Raw genomic sequence first — 22,169 nt, 5'->3', positions numbered from 1 at the left:
AACGCACACTATACTGTATGCACATACCCGATCATATACAGGAACTGATCAGTAAATACGGGCAAGGGAGCTTGTCTGCCGCCGAGAAACAGGTATTAGACAACTGGTACCATTCCTTCGACGACCGGCAAACCACAGTTACCGACCTGCCACAGGGTTCGGCAGAAGAACTGTCGGATCGTATCGGCAATCGCCTGCAGGAAAGTCTGGCAGCAGAAGAAGAAAACCTTGAACCGGTTAGCGGAAAAAGCGTCGGCAAGTGGCGCAGACCCGCAGTAGCAGCATTGATTCTCATACTCTTATCAGGGTCTGTTTATTTTTTTATCAGACCTGATCAAAAAGCGGTTCAGCAACCCCTGGTATTATCGGCACCCGTTCCGGCTGGCGATGTAGCACCCGGTGGTAATAAAGCCATGCTTACACTCGATGATGGTTCTGTCATCATTCTCGACAGCGCCAATAATGGTATCCTTGGCGAACAGGGTGAAGTAGAAGTAAAGAAACTGGATAACGGTCTGGTAGCCTATCAAACCAATAATGGCGGACCGGCGGCAGAAGAGAAAATTTTCTACAATACCATTTCTACACCTCGTGGTGGTGAATACCAGGTTACTTTATCAGATGGTACCAAAGTATGGCTGAATGCGGCATCATCTATTCGGTTCCCCACTGCTTTCCGTGGCAGCGAGCGGCAGGTGCAGATTACGGGTGAAGTATATTTTGAAGTGGTTCGTAATGAAGCCAAACCTTTTAAAGTATCGGCCGGCAAATCGGCCATTGAAGTGCTGGGTACCCATTTCAATGTAAATGCTTACGACGATGAAGCACAGGTAAGAACCAGCCTGCTCGAAGGTGCTGTTAAAGTATTTGCAGCCGGTGAAAGCGAGCAGCAGGTTAAAATACTCAGACCCGGTCAGCAGGCAAGCATGACCAAAAGTGGTCGTATCAATGTGGTAAACAATATAGATACAGAAGAAGTGATGGCCTGGAAAAATGGATTGTTTGTATTTAAAAGCACCGACCTGCGCTCCATCATGCGCCAGGTGGCACGCTGGTACGATGTAGACATCGAGTATAAAGGAAATGTGGGCATGCAGTTTACCGGGCAGATCACCCGTAACAACAATGTGTCGAAAGTACTGGAGATGCTGGAACTGACGGAGGAAGTGAAGTTTAAAGTAGAGGGTAAGCAAGTCGTTGTATCACGCTAACAATAAAACGCCATATATGAAACACCTGTTTATGTTCCCGATGGGTAGCGATGGTTAAACAGGTTGAATATGACTTACAAAAAACCGGACACTGTTGCAGCAGCATCCGGCGAATTTGAGTGAAGTCATAGATCAGCTAGTCTAACTGTTTATTAACTACTCAATCCTTACAAATCTATGTATTTAACTTCTGTTTGCCAATCTCCGGGCGTCCTGCGCCGGGGGGCAAATCAAATGCTAAAGATTATGAAACTTACTACAGTTTTTATGATCATCGCCTGTCTGCAGGTCAGTGCAGCAGGTCTCTCACAAAAAGTAACCATCAAAGGAGAGAACATATCTATCCAGCGCATTTTTGAAGATATCCGAAAGCAAACGGGTTTTCAGTTTTTATATGCAGATGATGCATTGAGAACGGCCAAACCCGTGAGTCTTTCTGTTCGCAATGAGAAACTGGAGAATGTACTCGCACTTTGTTTTAAAGACCAGCTTCTTTCGTACACCATCAGCGATAAAACCATTGTGGTGAAACGCAAGTATGCTGAACCAACCGTAACGCCATCTGTTCAACCCGAACCCGTGGTTGTGCCCGATGTAAAAGGTAAGGTTACCGATAACAACGGTGCTCCATTGGCCGATGTATCTGTTGCGGTAAAAGGCACTACACGCGGTACCATTACCGATGCTTCCGGTAACTTTTCTATCGCTGTAACGGAAGGTGATGTGCTGGTGTTTTCTTATGTTGGCTTTACCACTGTTGAACAAAGAGTGGGCAAGAATATAAGCTTCACTGTGTCACTAAAACCCGCAGAGAAAGCCATCGATGAAATTGTAGTGGTCGGTTATGGTACACAAAAGAAAAGAGACCTCACCGGTTCTGTAACTTCTGTAAAAGGGGAGGAAGTGGCCAACAGACCTGCTACCAACCCCATCGCCTCATTACAAGGCCGTGTGGCTGGTTTAACCATTGCCAACTCAGGTGTGGCAGGTGCAAGTCCGGTTGTAAGAATCAGGGGTATCAACAGTACCAATACGGCCAGCCCTGTATATGTAGTGGATGGTATTTTACATGATAATATCGATTTTCTGAATCCTGCCGATATTGAAACCATCGATATCCTGCGCGATCCTTCCTCTATCGCCATCTATGGTTTACGTGGTGCCAATGGTGTTATTGCCATTACTTCTAAAAAAGCAGCCAGGGGACAAACACGTATTGAACTGCAAAGTTCTGTTGGTGTGCAAACGGTTCAGGATAAAATAAAAATTACCGATGCAGCCGGTTTCAAAAAACTATACAATGCTCAGCTCGCCAATTTAAATGCGGCCCCATTCGATTATACCAATTATACCGCCAATACCAACTGGCAGGATCTGGTACTGCGCGATGCGGTTATCAGCGCCACCAACCTGAGTATTTCCAACACCGGAGAAAAATCTACCACTTACCTGAACATCGGTTATACCGATCAGCAGGGTGTATTGAGAGACAATCGTTTTAAACGCTACCTCGTTCGTTTAAATGAAGAACTGCGTTTTAATGATAAGATTAAAGTGGGTGGTGGTTTAACAGGTTATCATGCCATCAATAATCCGGCAGCAGCTTCTGTTACCAATGCTTTATGGGCTGCACCTATTGTGCCTATTCAGCAGGATGCCACTACTTATTACAGCATGCCATCGTTCCAGCGGGCACAGGTAGGTAACCCCATTGCTGCTTTAAACCGTAACAATGGGAATACCATCGACAAACAATACCGTGTAATTGGTAACCTGTTTGCAGAGATTAAATTCCTTCAAAACTTTACCTGGCGTTCTACTGTGTACACTGATCTTGTTTTTGATGATACAAGAAGTTACACTTCATTGCCCTATTCATTTATTAACCTGGGCGAAAATGGTGCGCCAACCACTACTACATTCGATAATGCGGCCAGAACTTCTGTGAGCCAGACAAAAAATGAAGCAAGCCGTTTTCAACAGGATCATACCCTGAGTTTTGATAAGAACTTAGGCAATGGTCATAACATCAATGCAGTGGCTGGTTTTACCACCATTTACAACAAAAGTTCATCGGTAGGTGGTACCCGTCGCGATACACTCACCAATGTGCCGAATGATCCTGATTTCTGGTACCTGAATATCATCAATATCAACAACCCGATTTCCAACTCAGGTGGTGGTTCTGAAAACGCCATTGCGGGTGGATTTGCACGTGTAGGTTATTCTTACAAAGGCAGGTACCTGCTGAATGCTACCGTGAGAAGAGATGGCAGTTCCAAATTTGCACCAGCCAATCGCTGGGGTACATTTGGTAGTGTAGGTGCGGGCTGGGTACTAAGTGACGAAGCCTTCTTCTCTAAAGTGAAAAAAATAAATTTCCTGAAACTGAGAGCTGCATGGGGTTTAACGGGTAATGCCAATGGCTTTGCCGATAACCTCTGGAGACCCGGTGTGCAGAATGCATCTACTGCTATTTTTGGTGATAATATTTACAGCTCTATACAGGCGGCTTATATTCCCGATCCAAACCTGCATTGGGAAACCGTTAAAGGTATTGATGTGGGTATCGATGTGAAAGCGTTCGAAAATAAATTGAGTGCAGAGATCACTTATTACAACAGAACCACAACCGATATCCTCACGGCTGTAACACTGCCGAATGAAACCAGAAGTTATTTCACCAACCTCGGAAGTATTACCAATAAAGGGATTGAAGTAAACCTGGCATGGTCGAACAGTATCGGTAAAGACCTGACATATAGGGTAGGAGCCAATTTCAGTTATAACCATAATGTGGTAAACTCCATTGGTAATAACTTCAATTTCTCCATCATCGGAAACGGTGGTGCCAACCTTACCACTACCGGCAGATCAATCGGTTATTTCTATGGATATACTCAGACAGGTATTTACCAGTCGACCGCCGACCTGCAGAAAACCGCTGCTTTTACCAATTCATTACCGGGTGATATTGCTTATGCAGATATTAATGGCGACGGACAGATTACACCTGCAGACAGGGGTTATATAGGAAGTCCGTTCCCTCCTTACAGTTTTGGTGGAAATATCGGCATCAGTTATAAAGGATTTGATATTGAGATTGAAGGACAGGGAATGGCGGGTCATAAAATTTACACACAGCGCCGTACCTCAACCTTTGCTGTATTGAATTATGAAGCCAACCGTTTGAATGCCTGGACCGCTCCTGGTACCAGCAATGTGGAGCCTGTACTGGATAATACCAGAGGTAATAATTTCCTGATGAGCACTTATTACCTGGAGCCGGGAGATTTTTTCCGTCTCAGAACTTTACAGATTGGTTACACATTCAAAAGAACAGTATTGTCTAAAATTGGTATTCAGCGTGCAAGGATTTACCTGAACGGACAGAATATCAAAACCTGGAGCAAGGTAACCGGTTACTCACCAGAGCCGCTCATTGGAAGTATTCTGGGTGGTGGTGCGGATAATGGTGCTTATCCTGTTCCGGCAATTTATTCACTGGGTATCAATCTTACTTTTTAACCGACTTTAATAACTCATTTATATGAAATCTATTAAACAACTATTCCGGATGACTTACCTGGTTCCTGTAGCCATGGGTATGTTATTGCTTTCCACCGGATGTAAAAAATTCCTCGATACGGAACGTCAGGGTGCATACGATGCAGACAATTATCCGTATCCCGGTGGTTCTGGTCCATACGACCAGTTTATTTTTGGTGCCTACAATGAACTGAGAAGTTTCAATGTGCATAGCCAGGCATTTATAACCGCAGCAAGTATTCGCAGTGATGATGCCGATAAAGGAAGTACACCAGCCGATGGTGGCGCTAATGCCATTACGATGGATAATTTCCCGGTATTACCCAGCAATGGTTTTTGTAATGCACTCTGGTTAGGTTATTATACCATGATCAACAGGTGTAACAGCACCATTAATGAAGTAAATACCAATACTACTATTACAGCAACAGACCAGATTAAACAACAGACTATTGCAGAAGCCAGGTTTTTACGTGCTTATGCCTACTTCAACCTCGTGCGCTTTTTTGGAAGAGTGCCGCTGATTGATAAGTTGTTTGATAACCCGGCACAACAAAACAATGTACCACAAAGTACAGCCGCACAGGTTTATGCTTTTGTAGAAGCTGACCTGGTATTTGCAGCAGCCAATCTGCCACTGTCATGGGACTCAAAATTTGCAGGTCGTGTTACCCGTGGTGCCGCCAATGGATTACTGGCCAAAGTTTACCTAACACAACAGAAATGGACAGAAGCCATGGGGGCTGCCAATGCGGTGATGACTTCTGGTCAGTATGATCTTACCACTCCTTACGATCGTATTTTCCGTGAGGAAGGTGAGAACAGTAAAGAATCGGTATTTGAAGTACAGGCCACTGCATCTGCAGCCATACCCAGTAACAACGGTGTACAGTATGCGCAGATACAGGGTGTGAGAGGTGCAGGTATATGGGATTTAGGTTGGGGCTGGAACACACCTACTACCGATCTGGAAGCGGCCTATGAAGCCAATGATCCACGTAAGAACAGGACCATTATGTACACAAGTACCACCACTACCACATATCAGACTTTGTATGGTGAAAACCTGCCAACCGGTTTGCCTAATCCGCGATACAATAACAAAGTGTATACCAACCCGGCTACACGTGCTTCTATTGGTAACCGCTTTGGTTACTGGATGAATGTGCGTGTATTGCGTTATGCTGATGTGGTGTTGATGTATGCAGAAGCAGCCAATGAGGTTGGAGGTACAGCCAATATTACTGCTGCAAGAAATGCGCTGAACTCAGTAAGAGCAAGAGCCCGTGCGGGTAACAATACGATCTTACCAGATGTAACAGCAACCGATCAGGCACTCTTACGTGATGCAATCCGCAAAGAACGTCGTGTAGAACTGGCCATGGAACATGATCGTTTCTTCGACCTGGTACGATGGGGTGTGGCACAAACCGTATTAAATGCACACGGTAAAACAGCATTCAGTAATGCAAGAGATGTGCTGTTACCCATTCCGCAACAACAGATCGATTTAAGTGCGGGTGTACTCACACAGAATCCTGGTTATTGATTACTGAATCATTAAAAAAATTACATCATGTTATTGTCAACATCATATAAAATCAGCAGAACACTGGTGATAGCGTCTATCGCACTCGCAGCTGTTTCCTGTAAAAAAGATGGTAATCCCAACAACCTGCCTGCTGTAAGCACGGCCACTTATGAGGGTACCATCGATGGGTATAAAAGTTCCGATGAAGTATATCCCGATAACCTTATCGCATACTGGAGCTTTGATGATACCAAAAATGAACTGAAAAGTGCAACGGCACCCACTGCATCAGCCAACGATACTTATGTAACCGGCGGTGTTCGGGGAAAAGCGTTGAACCTGGCAGCAGGATACCTGTATTACGCTACACAGTTTCAGGCTTTTAAAACTGCAGCACTGAAAAGTTTTACCATCAGTACCTGGGTTAAAATTCTGAACAATGGATCTAAAAGAACCATGTTGTTTCAACTGGCACGTCCGGGTATCTTCAATGGTAATATCAATTTTGCATTGAATACCAATTCATTCCCTGCTACCAATACCACTACGTTGCGCATACAACCTACATTCATGACAGTAGGGGGTGGAACACAGGATAACCTGAACAATAATTTATCTCCTACCATTGGTATGGATAAATGGACCCACATTCTGTTGACTTATGAAACCAATACCGGTGTATTCGACATCTGGGCCGATGGTATAAAAGTGGGCGGTTTTCCGAACAGGGGTGTGGGTAATAACCTGTTTAATGCTTATGAACCCAGTGAGTTGATCTTTGGCTCGAACTACAACGGCATCCCCGGAAAAACTGTGAGCACAGATGTTTCATTTGCACCTATGACCGGACAGATTGATGAAGTAAGAATTTATAACCGTGCATTACCCGATGCACAGATAAAATCGCTGTTCAACTTAGGTAAGGCGAATAAGTAAGCTGATATAAAGAATTGGGCAGGTTGTAACCAGTGTTACGATCTGCCCATATTTTATTGCCTCACAAAAATCCAATTTATGCGTTTAAACAATCGCAATCTTGTATCCTTGTCACTTGTGACTTGTATGCTCCTTTTTTTTGTATCCTGTAAACCATCGGCGCAACAAAAAGTTTCTGCAGGTAGCGGCACAGTAGCTTTTGCATCTGCCGAGGAGGAAAAAATATTTACGGAAGTAGAACGCGCCACATTTCAGTATTTCTGGGACGGTGCAGAACCCAACAGCGGATTGGCCCGTGAGCGTTACCATAACGATAATGTGTATCCTCAAAATGATAAACATATTGTAACCAGTGGCGGCGGTGGTTTTGGGGTGATGGCTATTCTGGTAGGAATAGAAAGAAAATTTATTACCAGAGAGGAAGGAAGACAAAGACTGGAAAAAATTGTAGGCTTCCTCGAAAAAGCCGATCGCTTTCATGGCGTATGGCCACATTGGTGGAACGGTGAAACAGGTAAGGTACAGCCATTTAGTCGTTACGATGATGGTGGCGATCTTGTTGAAAGTTCATTTATGATACAGGGACTTTTATGTGTGCGTCAGTATTTTCAGCAGGGTACAACAGATGAGAAAGCACTCGCAGCAAGAATAGACAAACTCTGGAAAGAAGTAGATTTTAACTGGTACAGAAATGAGAAAAATGTACTGTACTGGCACTGGAGCCCTAATCATGCATGGAGAATGAATTTTCCGGTGAGGGGTTACAATGAATGTCTGATCATGTACATACTCGCGGCTTCATCACCTACACATGGAGTACCTGCAGAAGTATACCATGAAGGATGGGCGCAGAATGGAGCCATTAATCAGAATCCTTCCGGTTATGGCGATATCAAACTACAAATGCACCACCAGGGCGATGCTACAGAGTCTGGCCCATTGTTTTGGGCGCATTACTCATACCTGGGACTTGATCCCCGTGGACTGAAAGACAAATATGCTGATTATGGAAAAGAGAATACCAATCATGCATTAATTCATTATCGCTGGTGTGTAGATAACCCTAAAAAATTCAAAGGATATGGACCTGATAGCTGGGGGCTTACATCCAGTTACTCCATAAAAGGATATGCAGGTCATGCACCGGGTATGAAAAGAGATATCGGTGTGATTTCACCCACGGCGGCATTGTCATCATTTCCCTATACACCCAAAGAATCAATGGCTGCCATGAAAAACTGGTACCTCAATAAAAAAGACAAGCTATGGGGACCTTTTGGTTTTTACGATGCATTCAGTGAAACCGAAAACTGGTACCTGCCACGTTATCTCGCCATTGACCAGGGACCGATTGTAGTGATGATGGAAAACTATCGCAGTGGTTTATTATGGAAACTATTCATGAGTTGCCCCGAAATACAGACCGGTTTGAAAAAATTGGGTTTTGAAAGTCCATACCTGAAATAAACAGTTATCATGCAAAAGATCAGTTTAGTTATTCTGTTTTTATTATTGACCAATGTATTGGTGAAGGCCCAGGATTTGAGCCTGTTCGAAAAACAGTGGATCATGCAAAGTGGCGATACCATGCCTTTCCGGGTGTTGTTGCCGGAGAACTATGATCCTGCAAAAAAATATCCGCTTGTATTATTCCTGCATGGGAGAGGAGAGAGTGGAACCGATAATGAAAAGCAACTGACACATGGTGCCAGAATGTTTTTACAGGATAGTATCCGTAAAAATTATCCGGCCATTGTGGTTTTTCCGCAATGTGCTGCTAACAGTTACTGGAGTAATGTTCAGGCGGTAACAACAGGCAGTAAAACAGGAAAACGAACTTTTTATTTTGTACCGGTAGGAGAACCATCGCAATCGATGAAAATGTTGCAGGGACTGGTAGGTAATTTACTCGAACGCTATCCTGTTAAAATGGACCAGGTGTATATCATGGGTTTATCAATGGGTGGCATGGGCACATTTGAACTGGTGCGGAGAATGCCCGGTTTGTTTGCAGCGGCCATTCCTATTTGTGGAGGCGCGCATCCGGCAACTGCTCCTCAATTGGTAAAAACCAAGTGGTGGATATTTCATGGTGGGAAGGATGATGTAGTGCTACCGGTTTATTCAGAACAGATGTATGCTGCTTTGCAAAAGGCAAAGGCTAATGTTCAATTCAAATTATTCCCCAATGCCAACCACAATAGCTGGGACCCCACATTTGCAGAGCCGGGGTTATTAAAGTGGTTGTTCTCACAGAAAAAGAAATAGAGGGAAGTCCGGTGTCCGGAAGTCGGAAAGTCCGGAAGAGTTGTAATAGGTTAGGAATTGGCTATAGCGTATGTAGATAGAAAAATGAAGTAATAGGCAGGGCGTTAGTTATTAAGCAGAAAGGCCATCCGGTATTCGGGTGGCTTTTTCATTCTCTACCTCTGCGTAAACGCTGTTTCCTCTCGTTCTCTGCGGTGAGCTTACTCGAATGTTCACCGCAGGGAACATGGGGGCGCTGGGGTTAGCCGCAGTTTTTAAGATAGTGTCTAAAATTTAGATAAACGTGTTCTTAGTTTAAATAAATCTGATGTTTGAATAACAGATCGGAACTTTTTATCTTTTAATCCCTGATATAAAACCTTATCGCCTGTCCATAAACTAGCCTTTAAATACCTTGTAAGCGCTATAAAGTCAGTATCGTCTATGTCAATATCATCAGCTATTTGCTCTGCTTTAAGCCAGTCCTTTTCTGGTATGAGTTATTCATTTATGAATGTAATCTGATGCAACATTCTTTCATAACTGATTTCGAGAGCCGCGTCTGATAATTTTGAAATCTTTTTAAGTTTGTTCCAGTGTTTTCGAATTTCATGACGCATGTATTGATTACTGTAAAACTCAAAAACAGTATCTGAATTAAAAATAAGATCTCCAATGGTTCCATTGGAATTAAGCAGACATGAGAAAATGATATTCGTATCAACGACTATTTTCCTCACTTAATAAATCGCTTTTTGTTCTTTTTCCACCAACCTTTTTTTACATCATCTGAAAGTTGATCAACTTGATCTTGTGTTGCTTTGGAAGCAGACACCGCTTCTTTATAAGTAAGATAATCGATAAGACGCTGTAATCCGGTAGCTTCAACCGAAGCCGGTAAACGAATAATAACTTCACTTGACGTTCTTTCTATCAACATATACTATATTATTATGTATAAAATTACAATTTTCCAATGAAATGGAAGAGTGCATATTTTCGTAATGTCTCTGCGTAAACGCTGTTTCCTCTCGTTCTCTGCGGTGGGGTTCCTGACGTCACCCTGACGAAGGAAGGGACCGCAGAGAACGAGAGAACGCAGAGGTGAACCGCAGGAAAAAAAAAGCCATCCGTTTGAGGCGGATGGCTTTTTGCTATAAAAAGGTTGATTAATTAGAATCTTTCTAATTTAGAAAAGAAAAAATCTCCTTCAATCGCTGCATTTTCATCACTATCACTACCATGTACTGCATTTTCACCTACTGATGCTGCAAATTGTTTGCGGATGGTTCCTTCTTCTGCCTGAGCAGGATTGGTAGCACCAATCAGCTTACGGAAATCGGCTACTGCATTTTCTTTCTCGAGGATGGCCGCTACAATCGGACCACTGCTCATAAATTCAACCAGCTCACCAAAGAAAGGGCGCTCACGGTGAATATCATAGAATAAACCTGCCTGCTCGGGCGTGAGACGGGTCCATTTCATTGCTTTTACACTAAATCCGGCTTTGATGATCTGATCCAGGATGGCTCCGGTATATCCTTTAGCGGTAGCATCCGGTTTAATCATGGTAAATGTTCTGTTGCTCATAATATACTTGCTTTATCTATTTCGGCCGCAAAAGTACGAGAAAGCAAGCCTTTTTCTGGACATATTCGCAGGAAATTTGTTAAATGGGGCTAAATTGATTTGCCGAAACAGTCCGGAAACCGCAATTTTGCCGCCAAGCTATGCAGTCGATCGATTTATTTTCCCCTTCCCTGAGCAAGCCTTTCAAAGCAGTAATCACCATGCACCAGAAGCCTGATGGCGATGCCATGGGTTCTGCGCTCGGTTTATACCATTTCCTGAAAGCCCTGGGACATGAGGCAACCGTTATTTCGCCTACCAACTGGGCCTCATTCCTGAACTGGATGCCCGGAGTTGATAAAGTAGTAGATTTTGAACAGCAACCCCATGCTTCGTCCGACCTCGTAAATGCCGCAGAAGTGATATTCTGTCTCGATTTTAATGTGCTTCACCGTACCAAACACATGGAGCAGGTATTAACGAAAGCCGATTGTACCAAGGTATTGATCGACCATCACCAGCAGCCTCAGAAAGAAGCATTTAATTATGGAGCAAGTGATACTTCTAAAAGTTCCACCTGCGAAATGGTGTACGATTTTATCATGGCATCGGGTTATGCAGATATGCTCAATGTAGACATGGCGGAGTGTTTATATACCGGTTTAATGACCGATACCGGCTCTTTCCGTTTCCCGGCCACCAAAGCCTCTGTTCATAGAATGGCGGCACACCTGAAAGACCTGGGATTGAACCATACCAAAGTACACGATTATATTTACGACAGTTTTCTGGAAAACAGGTTACGATTTATTGGTCATGCCCTGCTCAACAGAATGGAAGTATTATATGAATACAATACCAGCCTGATGTATATTACAAAAGCTGATCTCCAGAAGTTTGATATCAAAACCGGAGATACGGAAGGATTGGTAAATTACCTGCTCACTATTCAGGGTATAAAACTGGGTGCCATTGTAATAGACAGGGATGAGGAAAGAAAATGGAGTTTCAGAAGCAAGGGCGATTTTGATGTGAATACCTTTGCCCGTGAACATTTTGAAGGAGGTGGGCATAAAAACGCAGCAGGAGGAAGAAGCAGCGATAACCTTGAAACAACCGTCAAACGATTTAAAGAAATTATCAAAAACTATCACAATCAACTACAATAAAACAATGATGAGAACAACCACCTCGCTGTTACTGGCGATCGTATTGCTTGCAAGCTGTAACCAATATGAAAAAGCACCTTCCGGTATGACTTACAAGATCAGCGGGACGAGCAAAGAAAAACTGAAACATGGTCAGTTTGTAAAAATGCATATTGAGTACAAACTCAAATCAAAAGATACTGTACTGCAGTCATCTTTCGATAATATACCCGTTTATTTCCCTGTTGATACTGCCCGTCTGGGTAAACATACATTTACAGAGATCATTACACTTTGTGGTGCAGGTGATAAGGTAGATTTCGTATTGTCGATCGATACCCTGAAAAGTATGCAGGTGATGGATTACAACGACATGTTTAAAAAAGGCGACCTGATCAATGGCCGTTTTGAAATCCTGAAAGTATTTAACTCACAGGATGAGGTAAAAGTTGATTACGAAAAAGAGATCGCTGTTGAAAAACAAAAAGAAATCAACGCCGTAAAAGAATACGCCAAGAAAAAGAACCTGACTGTACAGTCAACAGCATCTGGTTTACAGGTAGAAGTTCAGAATGCGGGCACTGGTCAGAAAGCCGATTCAGGCTGGGCGGCTGTGGTACGTTATAAAGGCTATTTCATCGGCAAAACCAATGATGGTAAAGTATTTGAAACCAATATGGACCCCAATGCACAGCCTATTAATGTTGAAGTAGGAACAGGTGCAGTAATGCCTGGTTGGGATGAAGGTCTGCGTTTATTTGGTAAAGGTGGAAAAGGCCGTTTGATTATACCTGCGATGCTGGCCTATGGCATCCAGGGTTCAGCGCCGGTTATTCCTCCATTCTCAAACCTTGCGTTTGATATTGAAGTAGTAGACGTGGTAAAAGCGGCACCTAAACCTGCTACTCCTGAAATGCAGATGCCACAGCAAATGCCCCGTCAGTAAAAATAATGGTACATTTTGTACAGAGAGCGTCCCGATTTATATTGGGACGCTTTTTTTATGGCATCAGGTAACGGGTAAGTCGAATGGCTTCCATGGCTTCTTTTACATCGTGTACCCTTACAATATGTGCGCCGCCCAGGAGAGCAGCGGTATGTAATACGGTTGTGCCATTTAGTGCTTCCTGTGCAGTAATACCCAGTGTTTTATAAATAGTGGACTTTCTTGAAACCCCGATAAGTAGAGGTTTACCCAATGCTACAAAACTGGAAGTGGAGCGGATCAGTTGAAAATTCTGTTCCGCTGTTTTACTAAAACCAAAACCGGGATCCAGTATCATATCAGTAATGCCTGCAGCCCGGCATGCTTTCATCCTTTGAATAAAATAATCCATCACCTCAATCACCACGTCAGTATACACCGGCACTTTATGCATGGTTGCCGCATTGCCCTCAACATGCATGCATACATAGGGCATTTTTAACTGTGCCACTGTGTCAAGCATTTGTGGATCGAAATGTCCGCCACTGATATCATTAATGATCGATACACCCATATTTGCAGCAGCTTTGGCAACTTCGCTGTAATAAGTGTCTACCGAAAGAAAAGTATCCGGAAATTTTTTGGCAATGGCTTCAATGATATTGCCCAGACGCCTTATTTCTTCTTCAGGCCCCACTATTTCGCTACCCGGTCTGGTGCTTTGCGCACCAATATCTAGGATAACCGCCCCTTCACTGATCATTTTTTCGGCCTGTGTTAAAGCCGCATCAACATGGTTTATCCTGCTGTTTTCATAAAATGAATCAGGTGTGGTATTTATGATGCCCATTACGATGGGCTGGTCAATTGTGAGTAATCTTCCTTTGCAGTTCAGTGTAAACATTGCGGGTTTCATTTATATTGCATCCACAGATCAAAGATATTGTCAAAGCCCTTAACGGTTTCGGAAAAATGAGTACAACGAATCAGCAATATGATGCAGCCATTGGAAGTTGCAGGGATATATTCATCAAAAAGACAAAAGACTATGGAACGGCCTGGCGCGTGCTCAGGACCATTTCGGTAGTTGACCAGATATTTATCAAAGCCCTCCGCATACGCACCATACAAGACCTGAAAACGCAGAAAGTAGGGGATGATATTCCTTCAGAATTCAAAGGCATCATCAATTATGCCGTTATCGGGCTGATACAACTCAAGCTGGGTAACCCACAGGTAGAAGAAATGCCGGTAGAAAAAGTAGATGAATTATATCATCATTATGTGGCATTTGCCAAAAACACTATGCTCGATAAAAACCACGACTATGGTGAAGCATGGCGTGAAATGAGCCAGGAAAGTTTTGCCGACCTTATACTGGTGAAATTATTACGCATACGCCAGATACTGGAAAACGATGGTAAAACCCTGATCAGTGAAGGGATTGATGCCAACTATGTAGACATTATTAATTATGCAGTTTTTGCATTGATCTTAATAGAAGAAGGAAAACATTGATTTATGAGGACAATCATCACACTTATCCGTTGGTTTGTAGGTCTGTTGTTTATTTTCTCAGGACTCATTAAAGCCAATGATCCTTTAGGACTCAGCTATAAAATGCAGGAGTTCTTTGAAGTATGGGGCTGGCATTTCCTGAATGATTATACACTCTTGTTTTCACTGGTGATGAATGTACTGGAAGTAGTGGCAGGTGTGGCTGTTATTGTTGGATGGCGTAAACGAAGTGTAAGCTGGATGTTATTGTTGCTGATTGTCTTCTTTACTTTTCTTACTGCCTATGCATTATTCTCGGGTAAAATTAAAACCTGTGGCTGTTTTGGTGATTGTCTTCCTTTAACCCCTGCCATGTCGTTCGGGAAAGATATTCTTCTTTTGTTCCTCATCCTCATTTTACTCTTTACCAACCGTAAAGTGCCATCAATGATGAGCGAATCGGGTGCAGTGATATATGTAATACTGAGCTTGTTTGCAACAGCAGGTTTACAATGGTATGTTCTCAAATACCTGCCACTGGTAGATTGCTTACCATATAAAAAAGGGAATGATATTACCGAACAAATGAAAACACCAGCTGGGGCCATTCCAGATAGTTTCGCCATCGTGTTCCAGTATAAAAAAAACGGGAAAGATATTTTCTTCGACCAGTCATCATTCCCTGCCGATTTTGATTCTACTTATGAATATATAGACAGGAAAGACAAACTGGTTAAAAAGGGCAACGGACTTGCTGCAAAAATTGTTGACTTCACTTTACAAAACATCTCTGGTGCCGATACTACGGCTGCTGTTTTCAACAATACAAATCCATATGTACTGGTATTTGCAAAAGATATGAGTAATGCAACAGACTGGTCAGCGCAACTGGCAACACTGAAAGAAAAATGGGCTGCTAAAAATATTGCCGTAGCCATTGTTACTGCCGATACAGAAAAAGCGGTGACCTTGTTTCCCGGAACAACCATCATTCGCTGCGATGCTACCGTTATAAAAACGGCTGCACGTGTAAATCCGACTTTCTTTCTGATGCAGGGTGCACGTGTAACCAATAAATTATCGCTGGCTAATGCAGATGCTTTAATTCCTTAAGAAAAACAGATGCTACAATACCTCACCAAAAAACTCCTGTATGGGTTGCTTGTACTGGCAGGGGTAGTGGTGATTGTATTTTTTCTGTTCCAGGGATTTGGTGATCCTGCGCGACTTGTATTAGGACAAACCGGCGACAGTGCTACCATCCAGAATATAAGAAAGGAGCTGGCGCTGGATCAGCCAAAGTGGAAACAGTTTTTGTATTACCTGAATGATGTTTCTCCACTCAGTATTCACGCAAAAGAAGAAATTGAAAGAAAGGAACTCAAAGGTGTTTTTATAGGGGGCGATACCAAATTTGCCATCAAAGTACCTTATCTGCGCCGGTCTTATCAAACCAAAAAAGAAGTAGCTGCTGTATTAGCCGAAGCCCTGCCGGGAACACTGGTACTGGCACTGGCAGCCATGTTATTTGCTACAGTTATTGGTATAACACTTGGTGTAATAGCTGCAATAAAAAAAGATACCTGGATGGATACCGGCTCTGTATTTGCCAGCGTACTCGGTATTTCAGCACCCTCTTTTTTTATGGGTATTGTACTGGCTTATTTATTTGGTTTTGTACTGAGTCATTATACAGGTCTGGAAATGACAGGTAGTTTATATGATATTGATCCATTCAAAGGCAGGTCTTTGCAATTAAAGAACCTGATACTCCCGGCCATTACACTTGGTATACGTCCACTCGCCATTATTACACAGTTAACAAGAACTGCGATGCTTGATGTGTTGAACCAGGACTATATACGCACTGCCAGAGCAAAGGGACTGAGTAAAAGAACCATTGTGGTGAAACATGCATTGCGTAATGCATTAAATCCTGTTGTCACAGCAATCACCGGATGGTTTGCAGAATTATTGGCGGGTGCTTTTTTTGTGGAATATATTTTTGGCTGGAAGGGAATCGGAAAAATAACCGTAGATGCCCTCGAAAAACTCGATTTCCCCGTAGTGATGGGTAGTGTACTCATTACCGCCACTTTTTTCATCTTCGTTAATATGATAGCCGATCTTCTCTATGGCGTAGTTGATCCGAGAATACGGAAACGTGAAACGTGAAAAGTGAGACGTGAAAGGTGAAAAAAGCAGATAGCACAATAACCAAAAGAACAGGCGAGTTTTCCTTACTGACTACTGACTACTGACTACTGACTACTGTATCACCACTTCACTAATCACTTTCTCTCCAAACGCCTCATTCACCCTTTCAATAATCTGGGTTTTCTGGTAGAGTAGTTCATTCTTTAAAGGGCCAACGCTGGTGGTGATGAATAATTTCTGGTTAATGATCTGTATTTTATCTGTATAACGCGCAATGGTTTTTCCCATCAGTTGTTCCCATATCTCTTCAATCTGAACCGCACGAATACCGTTCTTTAAATGACTCTTGTGCAAAAAGCCCCTGATAGCGTCGCCGATATGGAATTCAGACATGCGTCAAAAGTACAAAAAAGGTAAGACTTGCTTACAGAGAGTTGTTTCAGCATCTCAGTTTTTAAATAATCATGTATATGCCGAAGTCTTTTTTACCACAGAGTTACACGGAGTATGGCACGGAGTTACACTGAGGGTTGTTTAGTAGCTGGATGGATATTAGAACGCCTATGGCACATCGGTTGTACCGTAGGGACTTGTTATAGATTTGTTGAAAAAGTAAAATGCAACAAAGTATAATTACCAGCCAGATATTAAAAGCGGCTTATTTAGTACATAGTAACCTTGGACCGGGCTTACTTGAATCTGCCTATGAAGCCTGCTTATATTACGAGTTACTCACAACAGGATTTATTGTAGAAAGGCAAGTGCCAATGCCCCTTATATACAAAGAGGTAAAACTTGAAACAGGTTATCGGATAGACATTCTTGTAGAAAGATCTATAGTTATTGAAGTGAAAGCGGTGGAAACTTTTACAGACGTTCATATTGCTCAAATGATTACCTATTTAAAACTCAGTAATTGTAAAGTTGGCTTGTTGATTAACTTTCATGTCAACTCACTAAAGAACGGCATCAAACGAGTTGTTTATTAATCCTCCGTGAAACTCTGTGTCATACTCCGTGTAACTCTGTGGTTTCTTACAATTCAAAACGACAGCTTATTTAAAATTAATGATTCAATTGAATCATCTGAAAAGCCGTTCCAATAGCATCTAACTGCTGCTTCAATCTCTCCGGATGTGTGTCTGTAATAAATACCTGGCCATCACTTTCTGCGCAAACCCAATGCAGCAACTGCAACATCCTTGCATCATCTAATTTTTCAAATACATCATCGAGTAAAAGGATGGGTGTAAACCCTTTCTTTTCTTTTAAAACCTGCCATTCGGCGAGTTTGAGTGCGAAGAGTAAACTTTTTCTTTGCCCCTGTGAAGCTTCTGTTTTAAATAATTGGTCACCCATTTGCAGTATAATATCATCGCGGTGAATACCTGAACTGGTTCTTTGCAGGGCAAAATCTTTTAACCGGTTTTGTTGCAAGAGGGTAGGGAAATCTGTTTGTAATAAAGGGCTTTGATACGATAAATAAATGCCATCATTACTACGGGCAATACGTTCATAAATACTGAAAGCCAGTGGCAGAAAATTTTGCAGGAAACTTTTACGGGTATTAAAAATGATAGTGCCCGTTGTACTTAATTGTTCGTTCAGAATATTGAGCAGCGTTTCATCCATCATTCCACTGTCAGCCGCCTGTTTCAGCAGGCTGTTTCTTTGCTGGAGGATTTTATTGTAATCGATCAGTTGTTGCAGGTAATGTGGATCGATCTGCGACAAAACCGTATCCAGGAATTTTCTTCTTTCTTCTCCGGGGCCGCTGATCAGCGCCACATCATCAGGGGCAATCATTACCACAGGAAATTTTCCAATATGGTCTGAGAATTTCTTATAAAGCTCCCCATCGAGTTGTAATTCTTTTTTTCCTGTTTCCCGAACAATCAGTGTTACACTCTTATCTTCCTCATTAATATGGTAATGTCCCTGTAAACGCATACCCAAACTGCCGTGATGAACGCTTTGGGCATCTGTACGGGCAAAATAGCTCTTGGAGAAACTCAGGTAATAAATGGCATCCAGTAAATTGGTTTTACCTACACCATTGGAGCCGCAGATGCCCACAATTCTTTCTCCAAAGTCAACATGCTGACTTTCATAATTGCGGAACTGTACCATAGATAACTGCCGAAGACGGAACATAGACGGCAAATTAACGCACCTGTTTCGGAATAATTCACGTGTGGTATCAATGAAAGCGATTATTTTTAATAAAAAATTGGCTTGAAGACGATATTATCTGGTCAGCAACTGGCATTAACGGTAAAAAGACTGGCCCATCAGATACTGGAAAACAATGCATCGCTGCAAGACACCGTGGTTATTGGCCTGCAACCCCGCGGTATTTTTCTGAGCGATCGTATTGTAACTGAATTACAATCACTGGTACCGGGTGGTAAAGTAGTATATGGCAAGCTGGACATCACTTTCTACCGTGATGATGTGCGTAAGAGCCTGCATATTGCTAATAGTACCGATATTCCTTTCAGTCTGGAGAACCAGCATGTGATACTGATTGATGATGTATTGTATACCGGCAGAACCATACGCGCGGCACTCGATGCTTTACTGGCATTTGGCCGCCCTTCCAAAGTATCGCTCTGCGTACTTATTGACCGCCGTTTCAGCCGCGAACTACCTATACAGCCCGATTTCACCGGCAAAACCATCGATACCATCATCTCCCAAAAAGTAAAAGTTTGCTGGAAGGAAAGGGACGAAGTGGATGAAGTGGTGTTGATTTAGGATTCAACAGACAAGAGTCAAGGATCAAGAGATAGGGAAATCGAATCTTGAATCTTAATTCTTGTTCCTCCGTCGCCTGTTTTTAGCCTTTCTTCTATTAAAATTACGGGGTCTCGCAGGTATTTATCTATGTATTTTTTATGGGAAACGATGTCTCTTTCTTTTAGTTTCGGAACATGTCAGAAGAACTGCAAAAACGCTTTTATCAGTTTGCTATGGATGTGCGCAATCTATGTGCCATAGCAGGCAAAGAATGGATCAATCACGAATATGTAAAACAACTATTACGATCATCTGCATCAATTGGGGCCAATTATATCGAGGCGTCTGATCCCTTGGGCAAAGCGGATGAAAATATGAAACTTAAAATAGCACGAAGGGAAGCAAAAGAGTCTGTTTTTTGGCTAAAATTACTTTTGATCCCAGCAGATGATCATTTAATTTCAGAACGAAACCGTCTGATAAACCAATCCATTCAACTGACTAAAATACTGTCTGCCATTCTGCTCAAACGAAGCTAATCCCTCAACTTTTTTCTTGATTCTTGTTCCTTGCCCCTTGTTCCTTCATTTCTTGTTTCTTTTTTTCCTAACTTTGATTTTTAATGAAACTCTCTACCAAACATCTCCTTGGTATTAAAGATCTCACCCGAGATGATATTCAGTTAATTCTTACTACAGCCGAACAGTTCAAGGAAGTTTTACAAAGACCGGTTAAAAAAGTGCCATCGCTGCGCGATATCACCATTGTGAACCTGTTTTATGAAAATTCAACCCGTACCCGGATGTCATTTGAGCTGGCAGAACGGCGTTTGTCGGCCGATGTATTGAATTTTGCTGCCACCACATCTTCGGCCGCTAAAGGTGAGACCCTGCTCGATACCGTTAATAATATCCTCAGTATGAAAGTGGATATGGTGGTTATGCGTCACAGTGCTTCCGGCGCACCGCATTTCCTCGCCAAACATATTCCTGCAGCCATTGTAAATGCAGGTGATGGTATCAATGAGCACCCCACACAGGCTTTGCTTGACGCTTTTTCAATGAAAGAGAAACTGGGTAAGCTGGAGGGGCTGAAAGTAGCCATCATCGGCGATATCATGCACAGCCGTGTGGCACTCAGCAATATGTACCTGCTCCGTAAAATGGGAGCGGAAGTTACTATTGCAGGTCCGCCCACACTTATTCCCAAGTATATTGAAGAAGCGCTGGATGTACGTGTGGAGTATAACCTCAAGAAAGCCCTGCAATGGTGTGATGTGGCCAACGTACTGCGGATACAGTTGGAAAGACAGAACCAGCCTCTATTTTCCTCTCTTCGTGAATATAACCTGGCTTACGGCATTAACAGACGTTTACTCGAAAGCCTGGGTAAAGAAATAGTAATCATGCACCCCGGACCGATTAACCGAGGCGTAGAACTTGACAGCGATGTAGCCGACGGGCCATTCTCCATTGTACTTAACCAGGTAGAAAATGGGGTAGCGGTGCGGATGGCGGTGTTGTACCTGCTTGCAGGAGAATAAAACAGAGAAATATGGAAAAAGAAATAAGGAATCAGGAAGTATGATATACACTTTCTCATTACTTATTCCTTATTTCCTATTTCTTATTTTTTTGCTTTCTCTGTTTTCTTCCCTTTCTTCGTGGTTATAAACCATTACCATGCGTATCTGTTTATTCCCTGGCACATTCGATCCCGTTACCTTGGGGCATACCGATATTATTAATCGGGCACTGCCATTGTTCGACCAGATTTATGTGGGTATTGGAATCAATTCGGCCAAATCGCCGATGTTTAGTCCGGAACAGCGGATGGAATGGTTCAAAGAAATTTATAAAGATGAACCCAAGGTAAAAAGTGTGGTCTACGAGGGATTAACGATTCATTACTGTAAAGAAATAGGGGCGCAGTTTATACTTCGCGGTATTCGCTATGTGAGCGATTTTGAGTATGAAAAAACCATTGCCGATGCCAATCGTACACTGGATAAAAATATAGAAACCATTTTTCTCACCGGTGAACCAAAATATACATCGGTGGCGTCTACCATTGTTCGTGATATCATAAAAAATGGCGGAGATGCTTCTCCTTTTTTACCGGAAGCCGTAATACGTTCCATCAAAAAATAATGACTCACCATGTCGATCTGGTTTCATAAAGCATTAACGATTGCTGATATACAGCCATTGGGTAAAAATACCATGGGTGAGCACCTGGGTATGATTTTTACAGAACTGGGTGATGATTACCTGAAAGCCACCATGCCCGTAGATCACCGCACCAAACAACCTTATGGATTATTACACGGTGGTGCTTCTGTTGCACTGGCTGAAACACTTGGCAGTGTAGGTGCAGCCTTGACGGTTGACCCTGAAAAAATGATTTGTGTTGGACAGGAAATCAATGCCAACCACCTGCGTAGTGTAAGAGAAGGACTGGTAACAGGCATCGCCAAACCCGTACATATAGGTGCCAGCTCACAGGTGTGGGAGATTAAAATTTATGATGAGAGGGAGAGGTTGGTTTGTATTAGCAGGCTTACCGTTGCAGTGCTAAAAAACAGAAGAATAACGAACAGAGAAACAGAGGAATGAGAAAATAGGGATGATTAACTTTCTCTGTTCCTTATTCCTCTGTTT

General features: G+C 42.7%; 22 protein-coding genes and 1 pseudogene. 17 read left to right on the top strand and 6 right to left on the bottom strand.

Annotated elements, in window-relative coordinates:
- The first annotated feature begins 17 nt into the window (after positions 1–17).
- From KXJ59_RS10590 to KXJ59_RS10565, 6 genes are all read left to right on the top strand, one after another.
- Complete coding sequence (locus KXJ59_RS10590) at positions 18–1,211, top strand: FecR family protein (RefSeq protein WP_295204368.1); 1,194 nt, start codon at positions 18–20, stop codon at positions 1,209–1,211.
- Between the two features lie 246 nt (positions 1,212–1,457).
- Entirely contained in the window at positions 1,458–4,739 is a 3,282-nt protein-coding gene (locus tag KXJ59_RS10585; protein ID WP_295204365.1) for a TonB-dependent receptor, read from the top strand.
- Between the two features lie 22 nt (positions 4,740–4,761).
- A complete protein-coding gene (locus KXJ59_RS10580; protein ID WP_295204363.1) occupies positions 4,762–6,309 on the top strand; it encodes a RagB/SusD family nutrient uptake outer membrane protein in 1,548 nt (515 codons plus the stop codon).
- Between the two features lie 27 nt (positions 6,310–6,336).
- Entirely contained in the window at positions 6,337–7,227 is an 891-nt protein-coding gene (locus KXJ59_RS10575; RefSeq protein ID WP_295204360.1) for a LamG domain-containing protein, read from the top strand.
- A gap of 78 nt (positions 7,228–7,305) precedes the next feature.
- On the top strand, positions 7,306–8,694 hold the full coding sequence (locus tag KXJ59_RS10570) for a glucoamylase family protein (protein ID WP_295204357.1): 1,389 nt from the start codon (positions 7,306–7,308) through the stop codon (positions 8,692–8,694).
- 9 nt (positions 8,695–8,703) lie between these two features.
- Positions 8,704–9,495, top strand: coding sequence for a prolyl oligopeptidase family serine peptidase (locus KXJ59_RS10565; RefSeq protein WP_295204354.1), 792 nt, complete (start codon positions 8,704–8,706; stop codon positions 9,493–9,495).
- 266 nt (positions 9,496–9,761) lie between these two features.
- Here KXJ59_RS10565 and KXJ59_RS16015 read toward each other — a convergent pair.
- The 3 genes and pseudogenes from KXJ59_RS16015 to KXJ59_RS10555 form a co-directional block, all read right to left on the bottom strand.
- Positions 9,762–10,214 (bottom strand): annotated as a pseudogene (locus tag KXJ59_RS16015) (PIN domain-containing protein).
- Complete coding sequence (locus KXJ59_RS10560) at positions 10,211–10,414, bottom strand: hypothetical protein (protein WP_295204353.1); 204 nt, start codon at positions 10,412–10,414, stop codon at positions 10,211–10,213. The pseudogene KXJ59_RS16015 and the gene KXJ59_RS10560 overlap by 4 nt, the downstream one beginning before the upstream one ends.
- Before the next feature lie 233 nt (positions 10,415–10,647).
- Positions 10,648–11,067 (bottom strand): nucleoside-diphosphate kinase, encoded by a 420-nt coding sequence (locus KXJ59_RS10555; protein ID WP_363266010.1) that lies wholly within the window; start codon positions 11,065–11,067, stop codon positions 10,648–10,650.
- Positions 11,068–11,204: 137 nt separating this feature from the next.
- Here KXJ59_RS10555 and KXJ59_RS10550 point away from each other — a divergent pair, with 137 nt between their 5' ends.
- Together KXJ59_RS10550 and KXJ59_RS10545 are read left to right on the top strand one after the other, a co-directional pair.
- Entirely contained in the window at positions 11,205–12,212 is a 1,008-nt protein-coding gene (locus tag KXJ59_RS10550) for a bifunctional oligoribonuclease/PAP phosphatase NrnA (protein ID WP_295204348.1), read from the top strand.
- A 7-nt stretch (positions 12,213–12,219) separates the two neighbouring features.
- Positions 12,220–13,137, top strand: a complete 918-nt coding sequence (locus KXJ59_RS10545) for an FKBP-type peptidyl-prolyl cis-trans isomerase (protein ID WP_295204341.1) — start codon at positions 12,220–12,222, stop codon at positions 13,135–13,137.
- 55 nt (positions 13,138–13,192) lie between these two features.
- Here KXJ59_RS10545 and folP read toward each other — a convergent pair whose 3' ends face one another.
- Positions 13,193–14,020 (bottom strand): dihydropteroate synthase, encoded by an 828-nt coding sequence (gene folP / locus KXJ59_RS10540; RefSeq protein WP_295204338.1) that lies wholly within the window; start codon positions 14,018–14,020, stop codon positions 13,193–13,195.
- A 68-nt stretch (positions 14,021–14,088) separates the two neighbouring features.
- On the opposite strand from folP, the gene KXJ59_RS10535 reads away from it, so the two are divergent.
- Genes KXJ59_RS10535 through KXJ59_RS10525 form a run of 3 tightly spaced genes read left to right on the top strand, consistent with a single transcriptional unit; the run spans position 14,089 to position 16,788 of the window.
- Positions 14,089–14,634, top strand: coding sequence for a DUF1599 domain-containing protein (locus KXJ59_RS10535; RefSeq protein WP_295204335.1), 546 nt, complete (start codon positions 14,089–14,091; stop codon positions 14,632–14,634).
- Positions 14,635–14,637: 3 nt separating this feature from the next.
- The gene (locus KXJ59_RS10530) at positions 14,638–15,726 is read left to right on the top strand and encodes a BT_3928 family protein (RefSeq protein ID WP_295204333.1); all 1,089 of its coding nucleotides are present in this window, start codon (positions 14,638–14,640) and stop codon (positions 15,724–15,726) included.
- Positions 15,727–15,735: 9 nt separating this feature from the next.
- Entirely contained in the window at positions 15,736–16,788 is a 1,053-nt protein-coding gene (locus tag KXJ59_RS10525) for an ABC transporter permease (RefSeq protein WP_295204329.1), read from the top strand.
- A gap of 93 nt (positions 16,789–16,881) precedes the next feature.
- On the opposite strand, the gene KXJ59_RS10520 is transcribed toward KXJ59_RS10525, so the two are convergent.
- On the bottom strand, positions 16,882–17,163 hold the full coding sequence (locus KXJ59_RS10520) for a DUF721 domain-containing protein (RefSeq protein WP_295204327.1): 282 nt from the start codon (positions 17,161–17,163) through the stop codon (positions 16,882–16,884).
- 224 nt (positions 17,164–17,387) lie between these two features.
- On the opposite strand from KXJ59_RS10520, the gene KXJ59_RS10515 reads away from it, so the two are divergent.
- Positions 17,388–17,759 carry a GxxExxY protein gene (locus KXJ59_RS10515; protein ID WP_295204325.1) on the top strand — a complete coding sequence of 124 codons (372 nt, stop codon included), beginning with the start codon at positions 17,388–17,390 and terminating at the stop codon, positions 17,757–17,759.
- Positions 17,760–17,835: 76 nt separating this feature from the next.
- Here the strand turns inward: KXJ59_RS10515 and recF are convergent, their stop codons facing one another.
- The gene (recF, locus tag KXJ59_RS10510; RefSeq protein WP_295204323.1) at positions 17,836–18,924 is read right to left on the bottom strand and encodes a DNA replication and repair protein RecF; all 1,089 of its coding nucleotides are present in this window, start codon (positions 18,922–18,924) and stop codon (positions 17,836–17,838) included.
- Between the two features lie 81 nt (positions 18,925–19,005).
- On the opposite strand from recF, the gene pyrR reads away from it, so the two are divergent.
- The 5 genes from pyrR (at position 19,006) to KXJ59_RS10485 (ending at position 22,124) form a co-directional block, all read left to right on the top strand.
- Positions 19,006–19,527 carry a bifunctional pyr operon transcriptional regulator/uracil phosphoribosyltransferase PyrR gene (pyrR, locus tag KXJ59_RS10505; protein ID WP_295204320.1) on the top strand — a complete coding sequence of 174 codons (522 nt, stop codon included), beginning with the start codon at positions 19,006–19,008 and terminating at the stop codon, positions 19,525–19,527.
- Between the two features lie 176 nt (positions 19,528–19,703).
- Positions 19,704–20,048 carry a four helix bundle protein gene (locus tag KXJ59_RS10500; protein ID WP_295204318.1) on the top strand — a complete coding sequence of 115 codons (345 nt, stop codon included), beginning with the start codon at positions 19,704–19,706 and terminating at the stop codon, positions 20,046–20,048.
- A gap of 83 nt (positions 20,049–20,131) precedes the next feature.
- Positions 20,132–21,052: an aspartate carbamoyltransferase catalytic subunit gene (locus KXJ59_RS10495; protein ID WP_295204315.1), complete on the top strand. Its 921-nt coding sequence runs from the start codon at positions 20,132–20,134 to the stop codon at positions 21,050–21,052.
- Positions 21,053–21,191: 139 nt separating this feature from the next.
- On the top strand, positions 21,192–21,659 hold the full coding sequence (gene coaD, locus KXJ59_RS10490; protein ID WP_295204306.1) for a pantetheine-phosphate adenylyltransferase: 468 nt from the start codon (positions 21,192–21,194) through the stop codon (positions 21,657–21,659).
- 9 nt (positions 21,660–21,668) lie between these two features.
- Positions 21,669–22,124: a hotdog fold thioesterase gene (locus KXJ59_RS10485; RefSeq protein ID WP_295204305.1), complete on the top strand. Its 456-nt coding sequence runs from the start codon at positions 21,669–21,671 to the stop codon at positions 22,122–22,124.
- The last annotated feature ends 45 nt before the right edge of the window (positions 22,125–22,169 follow it).

Source organism: Sediminibacterium sp. (assembly GCF_019264485.1).
Lineage (GTDB): Bacteria > Bacteroidota > Bacteroidia > Chitinophagales > Chitinophagaceae > Sediminibacterium.
Note: the sequence above shows the minus strand (reverse complement) of the source record. Positions and strands in the feature narration are given on the sequence as shown.